Source organism: Sphingomonas phyllosphaerae 5.2, from assembly GCF_000419605.1.
GTDB classification, from domain to species: Bacteria; Pseudomonadota; Alphaproteobacteria; order Sphingomonadales; family Sphingomonadaceae; genus Sphingomonas; species Sphingomonas phyllosphaerae_B.
Genome location: NZ_ATTI01000001.1, coordinates 1,813,641 through 1,833,606, shown reverse-complemented (window position 1 = coordinate 1,833,606; position 19,966 = coordinate 1,813,641). Strand labels below are relative to the sequence as shown.

14 protein-coding genes are annotated in these 19,966 nt (G+C 66.0%); 6 read left to right on the top strand and 8 right to left on the bottom strand.

Annotated elements, in window-relative coordinates; translation table 11 throughout:
* The first annotated feature begins 108 nt into the window (after positions 1–108).
* A complete protein-coding gene (locus tag SPHPHY_RS0108600; protein WP_022686277.1) occupies positions 109–2,469 on the top strand; it encodes a GH92 family glycosyl hydrolase in 2,361 nt (786 codons plus the stop codon).
* A gap of 63 nt (positions 2,470–2,532) precedes the next feature.
* On the opposite strand, the gene SPHPHY_RS0108595 is transcribed toward SPHPHY_RS0108600, so the two are convergent.
* The gene (locus tag SPHPHY_RS0108595; protein ID WP_022686276.1) at positions 2,533–4,419 is read right to left on the bottom strand and encodes a beta-L-arabinofuranosidase domain-containing protein; all 1,887 of its coding nucleotides are present in this window, start codon (positions 4,417–4,419) and stop codon (positions 2,533–2,535) included.
* Between the two features lie 442 nt (positions 4,420–4,861).
* Positions 4,862–5,704 (bottom strand): arylamine N-acetyltransferase family protein, encoded by an 843-nt coding sequence (locus SPHPHY_RS0108590; protein ID WP_028056664.1) that lies wholly within the window; start codon positions 5,702–5,704, stop codon positions 4,862–4,864.
* Positions 5,705–5,795: 91 nt separating this feature from the next.
* Between SPHPHY_RS0108590 and SPHPHY_RS0108585 the strand changes: the two genes are divergently transcribed.
* Positions 5,796–6,959 carry an NAD(P)/FAD-dependent oxidoreductase gene (locus SPHPHY_RS0108585; protein ID WP_022686274.1) on the top strand — a complete coding sequence of 388 codons (1,164 nt, stop codon included), beginning with the start codon at positions 5,796–5,798 and terminating at the stop codon, positions 6,957–6,959.
* 3 nt (positions 6,960–6,962) lie between these two features.
* On the opposite strand, the gene SPHPHY_RS20945 is transcribed toward SPHPHY_RS0108585, so the two are convergent.
* Complete coding sequence (locus SPHPHY_RS20945; RefSeq protein ID WP_022686273.1) at positions 6,963–7,490, bottom strand: hypothetical protein; 528 nt, start codon at positions 7,488–7,490, stop codon at positions 6,963–6,965.
* A 224-nt stretch (positions 7,491–7,714) separates the two neighbouring features.
* Here SPHPHY_RS20945 and SPHPHY_RS0108575 point away from each other — a divergent pair, with 224 nt between their 5' ends.
* On the top strand, positions 7,715–10,855 hold the full coding sequence (locus SPHPHY_RS0108575; protein WP_022686272.1) for a TonB-dependent receptor domain-containing protein: 3,141 nt from the start codon (positions 7,715–7,717) through the stop codon (positions 10,853–10,855).
* Positions 10,856–10,920: 65 nt separating this feature from the next.
* Here SPHPHY_RS0108575 and SPHPHY_RS0108570 read toward each other — a convergent pair whose 3' ends face one another.
* Entirely contained in the window at positions 10,921–12,402 is a 1,482-nt protein-coding gene (locus SPHPHY_RS0108570) for a tetratricopeptide repeat-containing sulfotransferase family protein (protein WP_196802149.1), read from the bottom strand.
* 209 nt (positions 12,403–12,611) lie between these two features.
* Between SPHPHY_RS0108570 and SPHPHY_RS0108565 the strand changes: the two genes are divergently transcribed.
* Complete coding sequence (locus tag SPHPHY_RS0108565) at positions 12,612–12,881, top strand: hypothetical protein (protein ID WP_156025070.1); 270 nt, start codon at positions 12,612–12,614, stop codon at positions 12,879–12,881.
* A gap of 1 nt (position 12,882) precedes the next feature.
* Here SPHPHY_RS0108565 and SPHPHY_RS0108560 read toward each other — a convergent pair whose 3' ends face one another.
* Entirely contained in the window at positions 12,883–13,608 is a 726-nt protein-coding gene (locus SPHPHY_RS0108560; RefSeq protein ID WP_331271018.1) for a hypothetical protein, read from the bottom strand.
* 47 nt (positions 13,609–13,655) lie between these two features.
* Between SPHPHY_RS0108560 and SPHPHY_RS0108555 the strand changes: the two genes are divergently transcribed.
* A complete protein-coding gene (locus tag SPHPHY_RS0108555) occupies positions 13,656–15,272 on the top strand; it encodes an aspartyl/asparaginyl beta-hydroxylase domain-containing protein (RefSeq protein ID WP_331271017.1) in 1,617 nt (538 codons plus the stop codon).
* Positions 15,273–15,358: 86 nt separating this feature from the next.
* Here SPHPHY_RS0108555 and SPHPHY_RS0108550 read toward each other — a convergent pair whose 3' ends face one another.
* Together SPHPHY_RS0108550 and SPHPHY_RS0108545 are read right to left on the bottom strand one after the other, a co-directional pair.
* Complete coding sequence (locus tag SPHPHY_RS0108550; protein WP_022686267.1) at positions 15,359–16,486, bottom strand: alcohol dehydrogenase catalytic domain-containing protein; 1,128 nt, start codon at positions 16,484–16,486, stop codon at positions 15,359–15,361.
* Between the two features lie 75 nt (positions 16,487–16,561).
* Positions 16,562–17,548 (bottom strand): TauD/TfdA family dioxygenase, encoded by a 987-nt coding sequence (locus SPHPHY_RS0108545; protein ID WP_022686266.1) that lies wholly within the window; start codon positions 17,546–17,548, stop codon positions 16,562–16,564.
* Between the two features lie 47 nt (positions 17,549–17,595).
* On the opposite strand from SPHPHY_RS0108545, the gene SPHPHY_RS0108540 reads away from it, so the two are divergent.
* Entirely contained in the window at positions 17,596–18,546 is a 951-nt protein-coding gene (locus SPHPHY_RS0108540; RefSeq protein ID WP_022686265.1) for a hypothetical protein, read from the top strand.
* A gap of 90 nt (positions 18,547–18,636) precedes the next feature.
* Here SPHPHY_RS0108540 and SPHPHY_RS0108535 read toward each other — a convergent pair whose 3' ends face one another.
* Entirely contained in the window at positions 18,637–19,956 is a 1,320-nt protein-coding gene (locus tag SPHPHY_RS0108535) for a cystathionine gamma-synthase family protein (protein ID WP_022686264.1), read from the bottom strand.
* Between the last annotated feature and the right edge of the window lie 10 nt (positions 19,957–19,966).

Here is a 19,966-nt window from a genome sequence, read left to right as displayed (position 1 = left end):
ATCACCGAACGCCTCCCCGTTGCGTTTGAATTAGGCAAATTGATGTTTTAAAGACAATGGCTTGGCAAGCGCGAAGTGCACGGCACGGCGATAAACGGGAGGCGCGCGATGAACAGGCTCGACAAGGGACCGGCGCGACGCGGCGGGGTTCGCATCACCGCCGCCGCCGCGACGATCGCGCTCGCCGCAGCCCCCGTCGCCGCACAGGTTGCGGAAACGGCGCGCGAGACGATCGCCGCCGTCGATCCGTTCATCGGCACCGGCGGCGAAGGGCATACCTTCCCCGGCGCGGTCGCTCCCTTCGGGATGGTGCAATTGTCGCCGGACACCGACACATCGTGCGTGATCCGCGCCTGTTACGCGCACGCCGCGGGTTACCGCTACGACGATCCGACCATCCAGGGCTTCAGCCACACGCATTTTTCCGGTGCGGGCCATTCCGATCTCGGCGATCTGCTGGTCATGCCCGTTTCCGGTGACGAGGTTCCGATGGACCCCGGCACCGCCGCGGCGCCGGGTTACCGATCGCGCTTCTCGCATGCGGCGGAGCAGGCGACGCCCGGTTATTACGCCGTGACGCTCGACGGACCGCAGGTGCGTGCCGAGTTGACCGCGGGCACGCGCGTCGGCGTCCATCGCTACGCATTCCCCGTTGGCAAAACGGCGCATCTTGTCGTCGATTTGCGTTCCTCGCTGTACAATTATCCCGGGAAAACCCTCTGGTCGGGGCTCCATCTGCGCCCGGATGGTACGCTGACGGGCTTTCGCGAGACGCGCGGCTGGGCGCCGGGGCGCAAATTGTTCTTCGCAATGCGCTTCTCCGCGCCCCTGACCGACCACGCCCTCCTCGATCGCGACCCCGACATCACCTACAAAGGCTTCGCGCCGCCGGGCCGCGGCAGCGATGCACTTCCCGAAAAGCTCGGCCGCGCGCTGGAGGCGCGGCTCGATTTCGGCCGGCTCGATCGTCCGCTCGAGGTGAAGGTGGCGCTGTCGGGCGTCGACGAAGCAGGCGCGGTCGCCAACCTCGACGCCGAACCCGGCGACTTCGAGGCAGTACGCGCGCGCGCCACCGCGGCGTGGCGTGACGCGCTTGGCGCCGTCACGCTCGAAGCCCCTGCGCCGATGAAGACGATCGTCGCCACCGCGCTCTACCACAGCCTGATCGCGCCCGGCGTGTGGAGCGACGCCGACGGGCGCTGGCGCGGGCCGGACGATCAGGTCCATCTCGCGCAAGGCTATACGCAACGCTCGACTTTTTCGCTGTGGGACACGTTCCGCGCCGAACATCCATTGCTGACGCTGGTCCAGCCGGAGCGGACCACCAGCGACGTCGTCAACTCGCTGATCGCTAGCCAGCGCTACAGCCCGCATGGCATTCTACCGGTGTGGCAGTTCGCCGGGCGCGAGACATGGACGATGATCGGATATCACGCGGTACCCGTCATCGCCGACGCCTATATGAAGGGCATTCGGGGCTTTGACGCCGACGCGGCGCTCGATGCGATGGTGGCCAGTGCCGACTATGCGCCTTATGGCGGGCTCGGCGACTACATGCAGCGCGGTTACGTGCCGATCGACCGCGAACCCGAAGCCGCCTCCAAGACGGTCGAATATGCCTTTGACGATTGGACGATCGCCCGCATGGCGCGTGCGCTCGGACGCGTCGAGGTTGCGGCGCGTTTCGACAAGCGCGCCGGCTATTGGCGCAACAGCTTCGACGGCAGAAGCGGCTGGTTGCGCGCGCGGCGCAGTGACGGCACGTATCGCATCCCGTTCGATCCGACCGCGATCAACTATGGCTCGGATTATACCGAGGGCAATGCCTGGCAATATAGCTGGTTCATGCCACAGGATCAGGCGGGCTTGTTCCGGCTGCTCGGCGGCGACGCCAAGGCGATCGCCAAGCTCGACGCGATGTTCGACTATGACACGTCGAAGCTGGACTACAGCCATGCCGAGGATATCGCCGGGCTGATCGGGCAATATATCCACGGCAACGAACCCAGCCACCATGTCGCCTACCTCTACAATTACGCTGGCGCACCGTGGCGCACGCAGGAGCGCTTGGCGCAGATCGTCGCCAGCCAGTACAAGGCGTCTCCGGACGGGCTCAGCGGCAATGACGATCTCGGGCAGATGTCCGCGTGGCTGGTGTTCACCGCGCTCGGTTTCTATCCGGTCGCGCCCGGCAGCAACGAATATGTGATCGGCCGCCCGTTCGTCTCGCGCGCGCAATTGCGCCTGCCCCAGGGGAAAGCATTCACGATCGTTGCCGACGGTCTGTCCGGCACGAACCGCTACGTCCGCGCGGTCACGTTGAACGGCAAGCCACTCGATCGCAGCTACCTGCGCGATGCCGAGATCCGCGCCGGTGGCGAGTTGCGCTTCGCGATGGCGGACACGCCGAACAGGACGTGGGGCACGTCGCGCGCGGCCCGCCCTTTCTCGATCTCTACCGCGCGATGAACTGAGCGGTGCCGCGGGCGGCGGACCCAGGACGGCCACCCGCGTCGGTTCGCCCCCCGCGCGTTATACCAATTTCCAATAGGTGGCGTATCGCTCGTGCGCGATACGATGGTATGGCACCAGCTTGACCGACGTCCCGTCGTGCGCGGCGATCGTGAATTCCAGCGGCTTGCCGGCGGGCCGGATACTCCGCGCCAAGGCTTCGGGATCGCCCGCCAGCGTCGGCACCGCGACCGGCGCGTTGTTATACTCACCGTATTTGCGCTCGTTGACGATGATGTCCGCGCCCGGCGCCAGCCCGTGGCGTCCGAGCGCACCCGCCAGCACAAGCGGACCGTACGTGAACGCGACGATCTCCGGCGCGGCCGGGGCGTGCTCGGCGAGCGGCTCCATCGCCAGCCGCAACTCCACCTCGTCGCCGTTCCTCCACGTCCGGTCGATCGTGACATAGCTGCCCGGTTCAGTGGACGTCGCGGCTTCCTGCCCGTTGACCAGCACCGTCGCGGTTCGGCTCCAGCGCGGGTGGCGCAGCTTGAGCGCGATCGCGACGGGCCGCTCGACCGACCAGCTGAGCCTGGTGTCGGCATGCTCCGGGAACGACGTCATTTGCTTCAGGACGACGCCGTGCCGCGTCCAACGCAGCGCCGACGGGATGAACAGATTGACGTAAAGCTGGCGATCGTCGTGAAAGTAGATCGAATCGCGATACTTGACGTGGTTCTCCATGCCGGTGCCGGTGCAGCACCAGAATGAATCTTCAGGCGTGTGATAGAGCTTCATATATCCGGGCTGGGCGCCCTGAAAATACGTCGCCATCCCGCTGTCCGGATCCTGGGAAGCGAGGATGCCGTTGTAGAGCGTGCGTTCGTAATAGTCTGCGTAATGCGCGCTCGGGTCCTGCAGAAACAGCTGCCGCGTCAGCTTCAACATGTTGTGCTGGCAGCATGTTTCGGAACCCTTCGCCGAAAACACGTGCTTGTCGAAGTCGGCCATCGCGAAGAAATGTTCGTTGTCGCCATGCCCGCCGGTCGCGAACGCGCGGGTCAGCGCGACCGTCTTCCAGAAGAATGCCGCGGCGTCGTGATAGCTGGCGTCTCCGCCAGCTTCGGCCACGCGCTGAAAGCCGATGATCTTCGGAATTTGCGTGTTGGCGTGCATCCCGTCCAGCTGGTCCCGCCCCTTCACCAGCGGATCGAGCACCGCTTTCTGCGAAAAACGCTGCGCCAGCACCTTGTAGTCGGCGTTGCCGGTCATGAACCACAGGTCGGCATACACCTCGTTCATGCCGCCATATTCGGTCTTGAGCATTTCCTCGAATTGCGCGTCGGACAGCGGCTTGGTCGCGACCACGCCCCAGTCCGCCAGCCGGAGCAGCACCGCGCGCGACGCCGCACTGTCGGCCAGCAATGTCGCATCGCGCAATCCGGCATAAACCTTGTGCAGCGTGTACCACGGCACGCCGGTGATCGGCTCCCCGCGCAGGTGCGCCGCGACAAGCGCAGGCCCCTTGGGAAACGCACAGACCAGGCCGCTCCCCGACGCCTTCTGGCACGCCGCCAGCTCGCCCGCGATATAATCGACGCGCTGACGATAGCTCTTGTCGCGGGTCGCGCGGTACGCGAGCGCGCAGGCCGAGAGATAGTGACCCAAAGTGTGACCGTGGCAGTTGATCTCGTCCCACAACGGTTCTGATTCCCACCCGCCGTATACCGGCGCCTTCGGCTTCAGCCCGGCATTCACGCGGAAATTGTGGAGCATTCGATCGGGCTGGAGCCGCAGCAGGTACGCCTCCGTCTGGCGCTGTGCATGCAGGAAGGGTCCGTCGAGCAGGTCGACGTCGGCCATGTCGAACGGCTCAAGCGAAGCGGCGGCCGAGGCGGGCACAGCAGCCTGCGCCAGCGCTGGCGAAACCGCCCCGGCGACCAGCGCGGTGCCGGCAACGCCGCCCATGAAGCGGCGGCGGGACGGGTCGGAACAGCAAGCGTCGGCCACGAAACTCTCCTGGATCTACTGGGCCGCGAAACCCGGCACCTTGACTGGCAGCATAGCTATTACTCCGTCATTTGCCACCCGTTACTGCGACATGGCGGGCGTGGGTCGACGGCCGCTTTGCCACCTGGCGCGCTGGCTACCTGCCCGGGGCGGCCGACGCTGGCCAGCCAACAGGTACCCGCCGGGCCGAGCAGCACAAGCGCCACGGGCATCGGGAAGCGCGGCGCCCGATCCGCCGCGCGAGCTGGCCGACACCGCCGCGTCGGACAAGGTCGAGCTTCCGGAACGGTCGGGTTCGGAATTCGGCAGCAATTACCCGCGGTTTCGCGCCGTGGCGCCTTTTGCGGTGACCACGTGGGCGGAAACCTGCCGTGGAACGATCGACAGGAATTCGATCGTTCTACCGACCTGCCCCGAACAACCCCAACGCTTCCACCTCCGCCGCGCTCAGGTCGATCCCGAACATCATGCTTAGCCGCATCCGGTAGACGCGCGGATCGGTGATTTCGGCTTCGGCCGTCGTCTCGGCGGCGCGGCGGCGGTACTGGCGATCGGTGAGCGTCGCGAAGCCGCGCGGCAGGATGATGCTGGTGACCGCAACCGTCGTAAAGCGGCTGGTCGGCGCGCTCATCGACCAATGATTGCCCATCGCAAGGTCGCTGTCGTGCACCTGCGCGGTGGTGAAGCTGTACTGCGGTTGCCACCCTGCGCCCGTGCCGCGCCCATCGGTGGTGGCGGGGTCACCGTCGCGCAGCAGCAGCCAGCCGCCCTGGCCCGCGCGTGGATCGTCCTGCGTCAGCCGGAAGCGCGCGCCGTCCGGCGCCTCCCCCGCCGCGCCCTCGACCAACGGCATGACCGGCGCATAGCTGCCGCCGAAGCCGGCGTCGGCGATCCATGGCTGGCCGTCGATCGTGACCAGCGACAGCGTGTGGGTGAGCGGGGGCACGTCGCTCGCCGCCAGCCACACCCGCGCCAACAGCGGGCGAGCGGTGAAGCCGAGCGCGGCCAGCGCATCGAGAAGCAGGCGGTTCTGCTCGAAGCAATAGCCGCCGCGCCGCGCGGTCACCAGCTTGGCAGCGACCGCCGCGCCATCGATCGCGATCCGCCGGCCGAGCCGCACGTCGAGATTCTCGAACGGGATCGCGAGCCGGTGCGCGTGCTGGACACGCCCGAGCCCGGCAGCGTCGCGGGTCGGGCGGGCGGGCAGATCGATGCGGGCGAGATAGGCGTCGAGGTCGAACATCGCCGTCCGGTAGCCCGGATCGTCGTGCGCGAAAACGCCTTTTCCCGCGCCAGGCGTCGACATCCTCGTTCGCCTGTGACACGGCCTCCGCATGGGACCCTATGACGCGATCATCCTCGGCGCCGGTGGAGCCGGGCTGATGGCGGCCGGCGTTGCCGGGCAACGCGGCCGGCGTGTGGTGGTGCTCGATCATGCCGAGGCTGCGGGCAAGAAGATACTCATCTCCGGCGGCGGACGCTGCAACTTCACCAATCTGGATGTCGCGCCCGACCGCTATCTCTCGGCGAACCCGCATTTCGCGAAGTCGGCACTTGGCCGTTACACCGCCCGCGACTTCGTCGCGCTGGTCGAACGCCACGGCATCGCCTGGCATGAAAAGACGCTGGGGCAGTTGTTCTGCGATCGTTCGGCGCGCGAGATCGTCGCGATGCTGCTCGGCGAGTGCGAGTTGGGCGGGGTCGATATCCGGCTCGGCGCCCCGCTTGGCGAGATCGGCCATGCCGATGCGCGCTTCACCGTCCGCCATGGCGAACGCACCTACGCCGCGCCTGCGCTCGTGATCGCTACCGGCGGCCCCTCGATCCCGAAGATGGGCGCGACGGGCATCGCCTATGACATTGCCCGCCGTTTCGGGCTGAAGATCGTCGAGCCGCGCCCGGCGCTGGTGCCTTTGACGTTGCCGGGTGACGAAGCGCTGTTTCGCGCCCTGTCCGGCGTCGCGACGCCGGTGGTCGCACGCGCCGGTGCGACGTCGTTCGCGGAGGCGGCGCTGTTCACGCACCGCGGGCTTTCCGGTCCGGCGATCCTGCAGGTGTCGAGCTACTGGCGGCACGGCGAGCCGGTCACGATCGACTTCCGCCCCGACGCGCAGCCCGGCTGGTTGGCCGCGGCCAAGCGCACGCGATCACGCGCGACGCTGGCCACCGCACTGGAGCTGCCCACCCGGCTGGCCGGCGTGCTGGCGGAGCGGCTCGGGATTGACGTACTGGCCGCGGCGACCGACCGCGCACTGGCGGAGGCGGAGCGGCGGCTGGCGGCGTGGCCGTTCCACCCCGACGGCACCGAGGGCTATGCCAAGGCGGAGGTGACCGTCGGCGGCATCGCCACTGCCGCCTTGTCGTCGAAGACCATGGAGGCGCGCGCGGTGCCGGGCCTGTACGCGATCGGTGAGGCGGTCGACGTCACCGGCTGGCTGGGCGGCTACAATTTCCAATGGGCGTGGTCGAGCGGGTGGGCAGCGGCGCAGGCCCTGTGACGCTCAGCGCAGCCGCAGCGCGCGATAGCTGCGACCGCCGACGTTCATGAAATAGCCGCCCATCGCTCCCTTGCGGATCCGCACCTTCTCGCCGGCCTTGGGTGGAAAGCTCATCGCTTCAGTGGTCTGCCACACCGCCCCGCTCTCGTCGGTGAGCGTGATCTCCACGCGCCCGTTCGGACCGGGACGTGATGACCGGACGGTGCTTTCGATCGCGACGAAGGCCGCGGTCTCACTTTTTTCGTCTTCCGCCCCTAGCACCCCCACGCCTGCGAGGTTCAGCCCGAACAACGACCGACGTGCCTTCCGGACATCCGCGCGGTCGACGATCCGGATATCCTTGGCCTTAACTGCTTGCTCCAGCGCAACGGCAGCTGCTTCAAGACAGGCGAGCCGTGGTGGCGCCGCTTCGATCTGCCGGCATTCGGCGAACCCGCTGAGCACGCGCCCTGCCGCGTCGCGCTCCTGCGCCGCGGCCGGAACTGCCGCAGCGACGACCGCCATGATCCAAACCCCGTTGCAACGCTTCATCACCGCGCCCCTTCCATCACCGCTGTTACGACCGGTCGGAGGCGGGCGGCAAGCGCAACGGTGTGTCTATCTTGTGACACTCCCGCAAAATCCTGTGCGTCCGCGCCGTCGATGTTGCTGCATCGCGCAACACCACGTAGCCATTGCTCATTCCCCGCCGTTCGCGCGGCTGGGGACGGATGTGAAAACGCCACAAGAACGGCGACACAAAAGGGGACCTCTACATGCTGAACGCCTATCGTTCGCGCCTGCTCACTTCGACGCTGCTCGTCGCAGCCGCGACGATCGCCGCGCCTGCGCTTGCCCAGACCGCCGATCCAGCCAGCCAGCCCAAGACGGGCGTGCAGAGCACCGATCCGGCTGCACCGGCAGCCGGCGTCTCCAGCCAGGAAGCCGCTCCGCCCGCTGGTGAAACCAGCACGGGCGATGTCGTCGTCACCGGCACCCTGATCCGCAACCCGAACCTCATCGCGTCCAGCCCGGTCGCGGTGATCGGCCAGGAAGAAATCCAGTTGCGTCAGCGCAACACCGCCGAAGAACTGCTGCGCGACCTGCCGGGCGCGGTGCCTTCGATCGGCGCGCAGGTGAATAACGGCAACGGCGGCTCGTCGTTCGCCGATCTTCGCGGGCTCGGCAATTTTCGCAACGTGGTGCTGATCGACGGCAATCGCATTGCACCATCCAGCGTCGTCGGCCGGGTCGACCTCAACAACATCCCGCTCGCGCTGGTCGAACGCGTCGATGTCCTGACCGGCGGCGCCGCGACCACCTATGGTGCCGACGCGGTGTCGGGCGTGATGAACTTCATCACGCGCTCCGATTTCTCGGGCATGGAACTCAACGTTTCCGAGGGCATCACCGAGCGTGGTGACGGCGAGCAGACGCGCGTCGATCTCACGGTCGGCGCGAACTTCGACGACGGTCGCGGTAACGCGGTGCTGTCGCTCGGCTACCAGAACGCTGATCCGGTGTATCAGGGAGCGCGTGACTTCTCGCGCAACAACTACACGTCCACCTCGGGTGGCGTCGGCGGTTCGGGCACGACCGTCCCGACGCGCTTCACGCTGGCCGGACTCGCAGGCACCGGCAACCCGGGTTTCCAGTCCGGCAACGTCCAGATCAATCCTACGACGGGCGCGCTGCAAACGCCGGTCGTTCCGTTTAACTTCAATCCTTACAACGTCTTCCAAACGCCGTTCGAGCGGTTCAACATTTACGGCGCGGGCCATTACGATGTCTCGGACAGCGTGCAGGTCTACACGCGCGGCATGTTCTCCAAGAACACTGTAAGCACGATCATTGCTCCGTCGGGCGTCTTCGGCACAAGCCTCGCGATCCCGTTCTCCAATCCGTATCTACCGGCAGCGGCGCGTGGCCAATTCTGCGCGAACAATCCGACGTTCACCGCCGCAGGGGTCCGCGTCGGGCAACTGAGCGCCGCGGAATGCGCGGCTGCAGCTGCAGCTACCGATCCGAACGATCCAAACTTCCGTTACTTTACGGCGGTGACGAACCGTCGCACGACCGAAGTCGGCGCGCGTGTTTCGGACTATGTGACGACGCTGTTTGACTATCGCGCAGGCGTGAAGGTTGGAATCAGCGATCACATGAACCTGGATGTCAACGGTTCCTATGGTGAATCGGAGAACACTCAGACGATCCGAAATTATGTGCTGACCTCGCGCGTCCGGTCGGCGGTGTTCGCGACGAACACGACCAGCTGTCTCGGCGGCGCTCCGGGCGGCGCTGCCGTAGATGCGGGGACGGGATGCATTCCGATCAATATCTTCGGTCCGGAAGGATCGATCAACGGCAACCAGATCGGCTATCTGACGGCGAACAGCACCTCGTCCAATCGCACCACGCTGGCGCAGGCCCGCGCTCTGCTTTCGGGCGATCTGGGCTTCTCGTCACCGTTCGCCGACGAGCCGATCGGCTTCGCGCTCGGTACTGAATATCGTAAGTACACCGCCGGCCAGGATTCGGACATCCTCGCCCAGCAGGCTGGCGAACTTGGCGGCGCGGGTGGCGCTGCCCCGACCTTCACCGGTGGATATAACGTGGTGGAAGGTTACGGCGAAGTGATCTTGCCGCTCGTCAGCGACAAGCCATTCTTCCGAAGCCTGACAGCGGAAGGCGGGCTGCGCTACTCCTCGTACAAGGTCGATGCACCAGGAAAGCCCAGCTATGACACGTGGACGTACAAGGCGGGCGGCAGCTGGGAACCGGCCGCGGGCGTAAAGGTACGCGGCAACTATCAGCGCGCGGTTCGGGCACCCAATATCGGTGAGCTGTTCACGCCGGTGAGCACCGCTTTGACCAACCTGTCCTACGATGCCTGCGCCGGCGCAGCCCCCACGACAAACGCCAACCTGCGATCGGTTTGTCTTGCGCAGGGCGCACCGGCAGCGTCCATCGGCAGCATTGAAGTTCCAACTGCCGGTCAGGCAAACTTCACGGCTGGCGGCAATTTGGGGCTCCGCCCCGAAAAGTCAGACTCGTACACGATCGGTGTTGTACTGCAGCCGGACTTCGTTCCGGGCTTCACCATTAGCGTCGATTACTACAACATCAGCATCGAAGACGCGATTTCGCAGCTGACGGCCGGCAGCGCCTACAATCTTTGCTTCGGCGATCGCGCGGGCACAGGCGTGACTGCGACGAGCGCCGCAAGCGTTGCCTGCCAGAATATTCGTCGTAATCCGGACACCGGTGCTCTCGATGGCGACCCCGCTACCACGCAGGGCCTGATCATCACCCCGAGCAATAGCGGCCGCATCCTAACCGACGGCATCGACCTCAACGTCAACTATCGTCGCGACCTAGGCGTGGCTAAGCTGAATCTAAGCTTCAACGGCAACTGGACCAACCGCTCCAAGTTCGAGGCGGCACCCGGTTCCGGCATCCTGTCCTGCGTAGGCCTGTATGGGCAGAACTGCGGTTCGCCGGGTTCGGCGGGCCCGAGCTCCTCGGCAGGTTCTTTGCAGCCGGCATTCACTTGGACCCAGCGCACGACGGTCACTGTACAAGCGGTCGATCTGTCGCTGCTCTGGCGCCATGTTGGCGCGATGGAAGTCGAGGACGGCGTCACCACTTTCAACGGAACGCTTGAGAGCGGCTCGCTGGCGGGGCAGTCGTACAACTTCGGCAAGATCAATGCCTACAACTACTTCGATCTTGCGACCCGCTTCGGGGTGAGCGACAACTTTGATATGACGGTGACCGTGACGAACCTGTTCGATCGCCAGCCGCCAATCGTGGGCGGAACTATTGGTTCGACGTCGTTCAACAGCGGCAACACGTATCCGTCGACCTATGACACGCTTGGCCGGCGCTTCGTTGTCGGTGCGCGCATCAAGTTCTGATCGCGGTCACCGAATACGGAATGGAAGGGGGTGGGCTTCGGCCCGCCCCCTTTTTCATCGGTGCGTCAGTGCTCGAAGCCGAAGCGTTCCACCCACGGCGCGAGGATCGGTAGCGCAGGGGCGAGCTGATCGCCGTAACGACGCCACTGGCCGCGACCATCGAAGAGGCCGCGCCGCACCTGTGTCGCGCTGGCCGTCCGCACGCCGCGGGTTTGCGCTGTGCGATCGAAGCGCAGGAAGTCGTTCGTCCACGGCAATCCGACGAATTCTGCCATCGCGCGTACCGTGCCAGAGAAATCTGTCACCAAACGATCGTAACGGACCTCGTGAAAGGCCAGGGGCAGCACGGCGCGTGCTTGCTCGGTCAGGCGCATCAGCGCGTCATAATGCCGCGCGGCCTCCTCGACGTCGCTGAAGCACCAGGCCGCCGGGCTGGGCGTGAAGTTGATCCGGAAGCAGCTGAGCACGACGTCGCGCGGGTCGCGCCGCATGACTAGGATACGCGCATCGGGAAACAACCGTGCGATGATCGGCAGCTTGATGCCGTTCAGCGGGTTCATGTCGACGAACGTGCCGTCGGTCGTGGCGCCCATCTCTGCCACGCGGCGCCAGTAATCCTCGCGGAGCCGGTCTGCCAACCCGGCGTCGAGCAGGTCGAGATCGGGCATCGCTCCGTCGTTCTGCACCAAGACGCCATCGGTGCCGGCCAGCGTGTCGCGCTCCTCAAGCGCGGCAACGCCCGGGGCGCTCGCCAGCACATTCTCCACCAGCGTTGTGCCCGATCGCGGATAGCCGAGCAGGAACACGTGCGTCCGGGCCGCACCGGGCACCGGCGTCGACACGGCCGGTGCCGACGGCGCGCGCAGTTGCGCCGCAATGCGTTCGATGAAGGCACGATGAGAAGGACGATCGGGACCGGGTTGAAGCGCATCACGGTAGGTATCGCGGAAATTCGCCTGCGCCGCGCGATAATGATCGAACGCGGCGACAGTGTCGTCTTGACGGTCGAGCGCGTCGCCCAAGAGCGTTAGCGTGCGTGTCCGATCGTCGCCGGCTACCCGGTCGAGCAAAGGGCGCAGCAGTCGCTCGGCCGTGGCACCATCGCGCGCTTCCAGTGCCACCGTGGCCAGCGCTGCGGTGGCGACCGGCTCCAACGGATCGATCGCCAATGCGCGCGCTGCCAGGGTGCGCGCTTCCTCGCCTTGACCCCGTCTTGCTGCGGTATCGGCCAGTCGGCCCAGCGCAGGCGCCAGGGCAGGGTCGAGCGCCAACGCGCGTCGATAGCTTTCGACGGCGGGCTCTTCCAGCCGCAGCGCATCCAGCGTGTAGCCGCGCTCCAGCCAAGCCGCGCCGTGTCGTGGTTCGGCGACGACTACCTGGTCGAGCACCGCCAGCGCTTCCAGCAGTCGCCCCTCCTTGCGCAGCACCGCGCCGAGCGATCCGCCGACGAACGCATCGCCCGGCGCCAGCGTCAATGCCTGACGCAGCAGGTCGTAGGCACCGCGATAGTCGCCTGCCTCCTCACGCTGCCACGCCGCGAGATTCAAAAAAAGCGGTTCGATATGTCCCCGCCCGATCGCTGCTTCCGCCAACCCGGCCGCCCGGCCGATGTCACCTGCGGCCAACGCGCTTTGGACCGCGGCTCGTGCGGTGGCGATGGATGTCGCGCCTATCCGGCGTTTTACGACTTTGTTTGACATCGCCCGACGCAGCCCCCTAGCTTCTTTCATCAACCGCCTACGCTACGGGATCGACCATGCACAATATCGCTGCTCTGGCTCTTATGTTCGCCGCTGCCGGCCCGCAGGCGCAACCGGCCGCATCAAGGTCCGGCGTCGATGCACCGGAGCGATCCGCCGACGCGGGCAGCAAGATGGTGTGCAAGCGCTTCAACGAGACCGGCTCGCTGGTTCGCACCTACAAGACGTGCAAGACCAAGGCCGAGTGGCAACGCGAGCGCGACAATGTCCGTAGCGGATCCGTCGCCAACAGCTGCCGCCTGTCGGGCACGGTGGGCGGCTGCTGAATCAGTAGGTTTCCAGCAATGCCGCAGGTGGTGTCAGAGCGATGCCGAAGCTCTCCGCTACCCGCTCCGCCCAGCGTACGACCACCTCGATCTCGCGCGCGTGCGTGTCAGCCGCGGCACGATGTTCCATGGCGCGCGCGCCGGCATCGAAGGCGTTGCCGAACTTGGAGTGGCGCTTGAAAGCCGGCCCCGCGACGAGATCGTCGAGTAATCGATCGGACATCGATATCGCGAACAGCCGCGCCGCGGCAGCCATCGCGGCGCGTGGCTGCGCCGTCAGCGTCGCACTGTCCAGCGTTCGTATCCGATCGGCGCCGTAGCGTGCGACGAGATCCGCAAACAACATCTGCTGCCCCAACCATGCCAGCGCGGCGACTTGCAGGTCGGTATGCGCGAAGTGCTCGCGCGCGGAATAACCGAACGGTGCCAGTCCGTCGTCGAGCATGCCGGCCAACAAGGTCCGCACCCACAATCGTCCTTCCAGCTCCTTTTTCGCGATTGACGCGAGGAACGTGGGCAGTGGCGCGTACAACAGCACGGCGGCACTCGCCGGCCGCAGCGCCAGCAACGCGGGCCCTAGCGCGTTGGCGGCGGTCGACGGCTTGACGACCACCGCTTCTCTGTCCGCGAAAGGGCGCGCCAACAGTGCGAGCGTGTCGCTCAGCACCGTCGCCATATCCGGCCCCGGTTCGTGCCGTCGCCGCCAGCCGATCAGGTCGTTAAGCACCACGGGCTCTTTTAGCCCCATCGCTGAGCCCGGCAGGTCGAAAGCCCGTGCGAGCAGCGTCGAGCAGCAAAAGGCGGAGTGAAAGATCCAGTGTAAGGGTGCCGCCGGGGTGGATCGCGCGATCGCCTCGGCGCGCCCGACGATTAGCGGCTTGGTACCCGCAGGCAGGTATTCGTCGGTCAGGAAGATGCTTTCCCGATGCGTTTGGCGCGGCACCGGTAGCATATGGTAGGCGTCGTGACCTGGATCGTAGCGGTGCGCGAGCCACTCGGCCCCCAGTCGCTGCTGAAGTGCATCGATCGTCATGGCAAAGCTGTGTGCACGGCCCGGCCGCATTGTCCATCCCGGAAGTCTCGCCTATCATGCTTATCGTGAACGACGATCAGCTTCGAGAAACCCTGTCTGCGGCGTTAGGCGCGCGTCGCGCTGGACGCCAAGACGAGGCGACGCGGCTGTTCCACCTGATCCTTAGCAGCGGGATCGAACATCCGCTGGCACTGAACGCGCTGGGAATAGGGACGCTGGCTCGCCACGACTTCGCTACGGCAGCCGACCTGTTCGCGCGCGCGATCGCCGTCGATCCCACCGCACCGGAATTGCGGATGAACCTCGCCAGAGCGCACCGCGGCCGAGGCGACGAGGAAGCCGAGCGCGCCGCGCTCGATGCTGCGCTCGCTATAGACCAGCGGCATTTCATGGCGCTGGTCCGGCTGGCGGAATGGCACGAGCGGCACGACGAGAACACTTCCGCAGCGGAGCGATGGGGCCATGTGCTCGCCGTGGCGCCGGGATTGTCCGAGCGAACCGCCGCCATCGAAGCGATGCTCGAACACGCGCGCAGCGCGGTCGCGCAACACCATGCCGCGTTCGCTGCGCGGATCGACGCCGCGCTCGCCACGGTGCACGATGGTCTGCACGCCGCCGATCGTCGACGCGTCGACGCCTGCATCGATCATGTACTTGGCCGTCGCCAGATCTATGCCAACCAGTGCGCAGGGATGCATTTCCCGTTCCTGCCTGCGGACGAATTCTTCGAACGTCGGCACTTCCCGTGGATCGAAGATTTCGAGGCGCAGACGGATACGATTCGTGATGAATTCCTGCGCGTAATGGCCGAGGACGCGGGCGTGATTCGCCCATATGTCGCGATGAAGCCGGGAACGCCGCAGAACAAATGGTCGCCGCTTGATGGATCGCTGGCGTGGAGCGCGATGCACCTGTGGAAGGACGGTCGCCGTGATGAAACCGTTTGTGCGCGGGTTCCGCACACGACCGAAGTCGTCGAGGCACTGCCGCTTTCGGATCTTCCCGGACAGACGCCGACGGTATTCTTCTCGATCCTACGACCCGGCACGCACCTGCCCCCGCACACCGGAGTCAGCAACGTGCGGGCGATCGTTCACCTGCCGCTGATCATCCCGCCGGGATGCGGCTTTCGCGTCGGTGGGGAGACGCGCAGCTGGCAAGAGGGCAAGGCGTGGGTGTTCGACGACACGATCGAACACGAGGCATGGAACCGGTCGGAAGAGCTGCGCGCGATCCTGATCCTCGATGTCTGGAATCCGCATATTGCGCCGGACGAGCGAGACATGCTGCGCACGTTTTACGCGGCTTCCGCCGATGCGACGGACGCACCGACAGAGCGTTTGCAAATCGGCGAGTAGAGCGGTTTCGCTCATGTAGCGCCATTACCCCCGGCGAAGCGGGCGCCCGCAGGGTTGTAAGGTGACCCACGTGGTCGGAAACCAGTCTAGCGTGTCGGATCGATCAGATACTTCTCACCCGTGGTCTTGCGCTCGTACGCGCGCAGCACCTCTGGCTTCAGCGCCTCGCGCAACCCGATTGTGGCGGTATAGCGGCTGGCGAAGGTGGTGGTCAGTTCAGCCAGGATCCGCTGGCGCATCCGCGCCGCCACTTCGGGACCGGCTTTCTGTAGCCACGGAAACAGCAGGAACCCCGATATGCTCCACTGGAAGCCGAAAGCCATGCGGTTGAGCGTCGTGGGGCCGGTGTCCAGCGCGCCGTAGATGTAGAGCTCCTTGAACGTGTTCGAACCATAGCGACTATATTCCGTCGCTGTCCGGTTCGCCGCCTGTTCCATCGACTGCACGATATCGCTGGCCAGCGTGCCGCCACCGATCGCGTCGAAGCCGATCGTCGCGCCGCTTTCCGCGATCGCATCGGTCAACCTGGCGCGGAAATCCTCGGCTTTGCTGTTCACCACGATCGTCGCGCCGATTTCGCGCAGGATCGCCTCTTGCGCGTCGCTCCGCACGATGTTGACCAACGCCAAGCCGTCCGCGAGGCAGATCTTCTGAAGCATCTGTCCGAGATTGGACGCGGCGGCGGTGTGGACGATCGCGCGGTGCCCGCCAGCTTTTGCCGTCTCGGCGAATGCGAGCGCGGTCAGCGGATTGACGAACATCGCCGCGCCATCGGCAGCACTCGCGCCGGCCGGCAAAGGCACGACGTCCCGCGCCTTAAGCTTGCGATATTCGGCGAACATGCCCCCGCCGATCATCCCGACCTTGCGGCCGTGCAGTCCCTCGGCCGACGCGCCCGCGGCGACGACGGTTCCCGCGCCTTCGTTGCCGACGGCGAGCGATTGACCGATGCGCGCCTTGACGCCGCCGATCCGCTCGCGTGGCAGACGGAAGCGAAGTACGGGCCGGTCCGCGTCGCCCGCCTCCTCCAGCGTCGTCACATCGGCGGCGCCGAGCAGCAATCCCAGATCCGACGGATTGATCGGGGCCGCCTCTACGCGGACGATCACCTCGTCGTCGGCAGGTGGCGACAGCGTCACCGGTTCGAGGTTCAGCGTCAGCACGCCCTCGCCATCTACCGTCGAGCGCAGTTCCAGGCCGGTCACGTCACTCATCGCATATCCTCTTGATGCTGCCGAACCAACCGGTCCAACGATCCACAACGATCGGCCGCGTCCATGGCCGCATGATCACTCGGTGCGTTCGGCGTAACGGGGGTGATCCGGGGCAAGGGGCGGCGCGAAATCCTCGCGTCGCCAGATTGCGCCGACCGGCTCTTCGGGATCCGCAATCGCAAAGTCGACATAGCCGAAATACGTGGCGATCAGGCGCTCGCCCGGGTCGACGATGGCCGTGCGGCCATGCATGAAGCGCGTGTTGTCGAGCATCAGCACATCGCCGCGCTGCCACTCGATCGGCACGGCAAGCTTGTCCCCGGTCGCCTTGATGCCCTGCAACCATGCCTCCGGCACCGGCCGGCCGTCGTCGAGGACGGGATGATTCGGCTGGTTGTTGTTGAAGCGCGCGAAGAGCAGGAAATTGCCGAACGCGGGCCCCTCCCCGAACATCGGGTTATGCAACGCCGGACGGGTGAAGGCACGGACGATCATGCCATCGGGAAGGCGCCGGAAGAAATACGGGCAGTCCGGCGATGGTGTGGCAAGTTGTGCGTCATCGGGTGTCTCGGTACCCAGCCAGTAACGCAGCAGCGACGGCCATGCCGGGGCGATGTACAGCAATCGACGTCGCTCCAGTCCCTTCCGAATCTCTCCCGGCAATGCCTCGACCAGCGCCACGCCATCGCAGATCGTCGTTTGGCCGCCGCGCGACGGGGCCGACAGGCATGCGAAGAACGCAACGTCGGGCTTCCACGGTTCGCGTGATAGTTCCGGGTGAAGCGCGAACGCGCCGGTGCCGCCATCGACGGTATGGATGTTCGCCGCCGCGTCGATCGGTCGGCGTCCCGGGCTCTCGTTGACGACCGACGTTTTGCAGAAGCGCGCTGCGAACCCGCGGAACGCCGCGACATCGGCATCGAAGCCGCGGAATAGCATTGCGCCATGCGCCTTGTAGAATTCCACGAGCAGCTCGCGATCGAGCGTGGCGAGCGTTTCGCCGTCGGCCGGCGCGATCAGCGCGTGCGGACGACCGGGAGCGGGCAGGATGACATGCGGCATGATGCCCCGGAATAGCCGGGCCGCGATGGCTACGCTATAGGTGGCGCATGTCACTGACGATCGAAGGCCTTCTCGCCTCACCCGACCATTATCTGCATCGGTTCGACGGCGATCAGGCGGTGTTCGTGCCGATGGATCGTGCCGCCTATCACCGCTCGATCTTCCTCGACGGCCGCATCAGCCCCAACGCGCCGCAGGAAATGCGGGTGCCGATCACGATGCTGCGCGATGCCCCACCCCCGCCCGTGACGGCGTGGATATTTCACGTCGCACATTGCGGATCGACGCTGCTGGCGCGCGCACTGGACGATCCGGCGGGTGGACTGGTGCTGCGCGAGCCGCAAGCGCTTCGACAGGCGGCGCTGGCGCGCGATGCCGAACGGCTGCGCCTGGCGGCCGCGATTGCGGGACGGCGGTACCAGGGCGATGCGCCGACACTCGTCAAGGCGAACGTGCCAGTGAACTTCGCACTGGACGCGTTGGTGCGGTTCGATCCCGGTGCACGCGCGATCCTGCTTTATGCGTCACTGCGCGATTACGTGTTGGCGATCCTGCGTAGCGACAATCATCGCGCATGGCTGCGACGAGTCACCGACGATCTCGCGCATCATATCGGGGTGACATCGGGGCGATCGGACGCGTATCGCGCGGCGAGCCTGTGGCGTGCGCAGGTGGAGCGTTTCGCGGCAACCGCGCATGCGCTGCCCGGCGCACGAGCGCTGGAGGCGGAACACTTCTTCGCCGCACCGGCCGCCACATTGCGCGCCGTCGCGCGGCATCTCGGCCTTGGGATTACAGACGAGATGCTCGACGCGACCGCTGCCGGACCGCTGTTCGCGACCTATTCGAAAGACCCCGGTGTCGCCTTCGACAATGTGGCGCGACTGGAGCGGCGAGCGGCACTGGAGCCGTTGCTGGCCGCAGAGATCGCTGAGGCGGAGGAAGCCGCCGGAGAGGTGGCGGGACTGGCGACCTTGCGCGCCATTCCGTTGCTCTGAAGTCGCAGCGATCGCGCGCGGAAGCTCCTGCTTCCGGCGCGCGATCGCTATTACGGGGTCATTCTCCCGGCGCAGCCGCGCTGCGCTCCTTCAGACGGCTGCCAGCGCCTGTTCCATGTCGGCGACCAGATCGTCGGCATCCTCGACGCCGATCGAAATTCGGACGAGATTGTCGGTGATGCCGAGCGCCTGCTTGCGATCGTCGGCGACCGACAGGTGCGTCATGCCCGCCGGATGGCTGGCGAGCGTCTCGGTGCCGCCGAGGCTGACGGCGAGCTTGGCGATCTTCAGCGCGTCGAGGAAGCGGAACGCCTCGGGCTCGCCGCCCTTCAGATAGAGCGAGAACGTCGAGCCGCCGCCGGTGCAGTGGCGACGGTAGATATCGGCCTGCCGCCCTTCCGCCTCGGCGAGAAAGCCGAGATAGCCGACGCGCTCCACCTTCGGATGATCGCGCAGGTAGGTGCAGACCTTGTCGGCATTCTCGCCGGCACGGCTCATCCGCAGCTCCAGGGTCTCAAGGCTGCGCATCAGCATCCACGCCGTATTGGGGTCGCAGATCGTGCCGATCGTGTTGCGCATCGCACGGATCGTGTTGATCAGCGGCTTGGCGCCCAGCACCGCGCCCGCGACCAGATCGGAATGCCCGCCGGCATATTTCGTCAGGCTGTACACGACCGCATCCGCGCCGTGCTGCAACGGTTGCGACCAGAGCGGCCCGAGGAAGGTGTTGTCGATCGCGATCGGCGGCAGTTCCTCGGCATCCGCAAAGATCGCGTCGCGGCTGGCGCGTACCGCCTGCACGTCGACCAGTGCATTGGTCGGGTTGGCGGGGCTTTCGAGATAGATCAACGCGACGCGGCCGGCATCGTTGGCCTTGTGCATCACCGCGTCGAGTTCCTCGCGGGTCGCGCCGGCCGGGAAGTCGAGCCAGTTTACCCCGAAGCGGCCGAGGACGCGCGCGATCAACGTCTCGGTCGCGGCATAAAGCGGGCCGGAGTGGACAATGGTGTCGCCGGGGCGGACCAGCGAGAGGAACAACGTAGCGATCGCCGACATGCCGCTGGAGAAGGTCAACGCGTCTTCCGCGCCTTCCCAGATACCGAGCCGATCCTCGAGGATTTCCTGGTTCGGTCCATTGAAGCGCGAGTAGACGAGCCCCGCGGCACCGCCGGGTCGTTTGCCGGTTACGCCCTCGAAGTGACGCTTGCCCGCCGCGGCATTCGGGAAGACGAAGGTGGAGGTGAGGAACACCGGCGGCTTCAGCGCCCCCTCGGACAGCGCGGGGTCGTAGCCATGACCCATCATCAGCGTCGCCGGTTTCAGCTTGCGTCCGCCGATCGAGTCGATCTCGGCCTTGGGGGAGCGGCGAGTCTCGACGCCGGTCAGGTCGTCTTCGGTCGGTTCGGTCATGGCTTCCTCA

What these genes read in the sequence shown, in the direction of transcription:
- SPHPHY_RS0108535 (WP_022686264.1), bottom strand. Translation starts at nt 19,956, where the DNA reads ATGACCGAACCGACCGAAGACGACCTGACCGGCGTCGAGACTCGCCGC.
- SPHPHY_RS0108600 (WP_022686277.1), top strand. Translation starts at nt 109, where the DNA reads ATGAACAGGCTCGACAAGGGACCGGCGCGACGCGGCGGGGTTCGCATC.
- SPHPHY_RS20945 (WP_022686273.1), bottom strand. Translation starts at nt 7,490, where the DNA reads ATGAAGCGTTGCAACGGGGTTTGGATCATGGCGGTCGTCGCTGCGGCA.
- SPHPHY_RS0108575 (WP_022686272.1), top strand. Translation starts at nt 7,715, where the DNA reads ATGCTGAACGCCTATCGTTCGCGCCTGCTCACTTCGACGCTGCTCGTC.
- SPHPHY_RS0108545 (WP_022686266.1), bottom strand. Translation starts at nt 17,548, where the DNA reads ATGCCGCATGTCATCCTGCCCGCTCCCGGTCGTCCGCACGCGCTGATC.
- SPHPHY_RS0108565 (WP_156025070.1), top strand. Translation starts at nt 12,612, where the DNA reads ATGCACAATATCGCTGCTCTGGCTCTTATGTTCGCCGCTGCCGGCCCG.
- SPHPHY_RS0108595 (WP_022686276.1), bottom strand. Translation starts at nt 4,419, where the DNA reads ATGGGCGGCGTTGCCGGCACCGCGCTGGTCGCCGGGGCGGTTTCGCCA.
- SPHPHY_RS0108540 (WP_022686265.1), top strand. Translation starts at nt 17,596, where the DNA reads ATGTCACTGACGATCGAAGGCCTTCTCGCCTCACCCGACCATTATCTG.
- SPHPHY_RS0108550 (WP_022686267.1), bottom strand. Translation starts at nt 16,486, where the DNA reads ATGAGTGACGTGACCGGCCTGGAACTGCGCTCGACGGTAGATGGCGAG.
- SPHPHY_RS0108585 (WP_022686274.1), top strand. Translation starts at nt 5,796, where the DNA reads ATGGGACCCTATGACGCGATCATCCTCGGCGCCGGTGGAGCCGGGCTG.
- SPHPHY_RS0108590 (WP_028056664.1), bottom strand. Translation starts at nt 5,704, where the DNA reads ATGTTCGACCTCGACGCCTATCTCGCCCGCATCGATCTGCCCGCCCGC.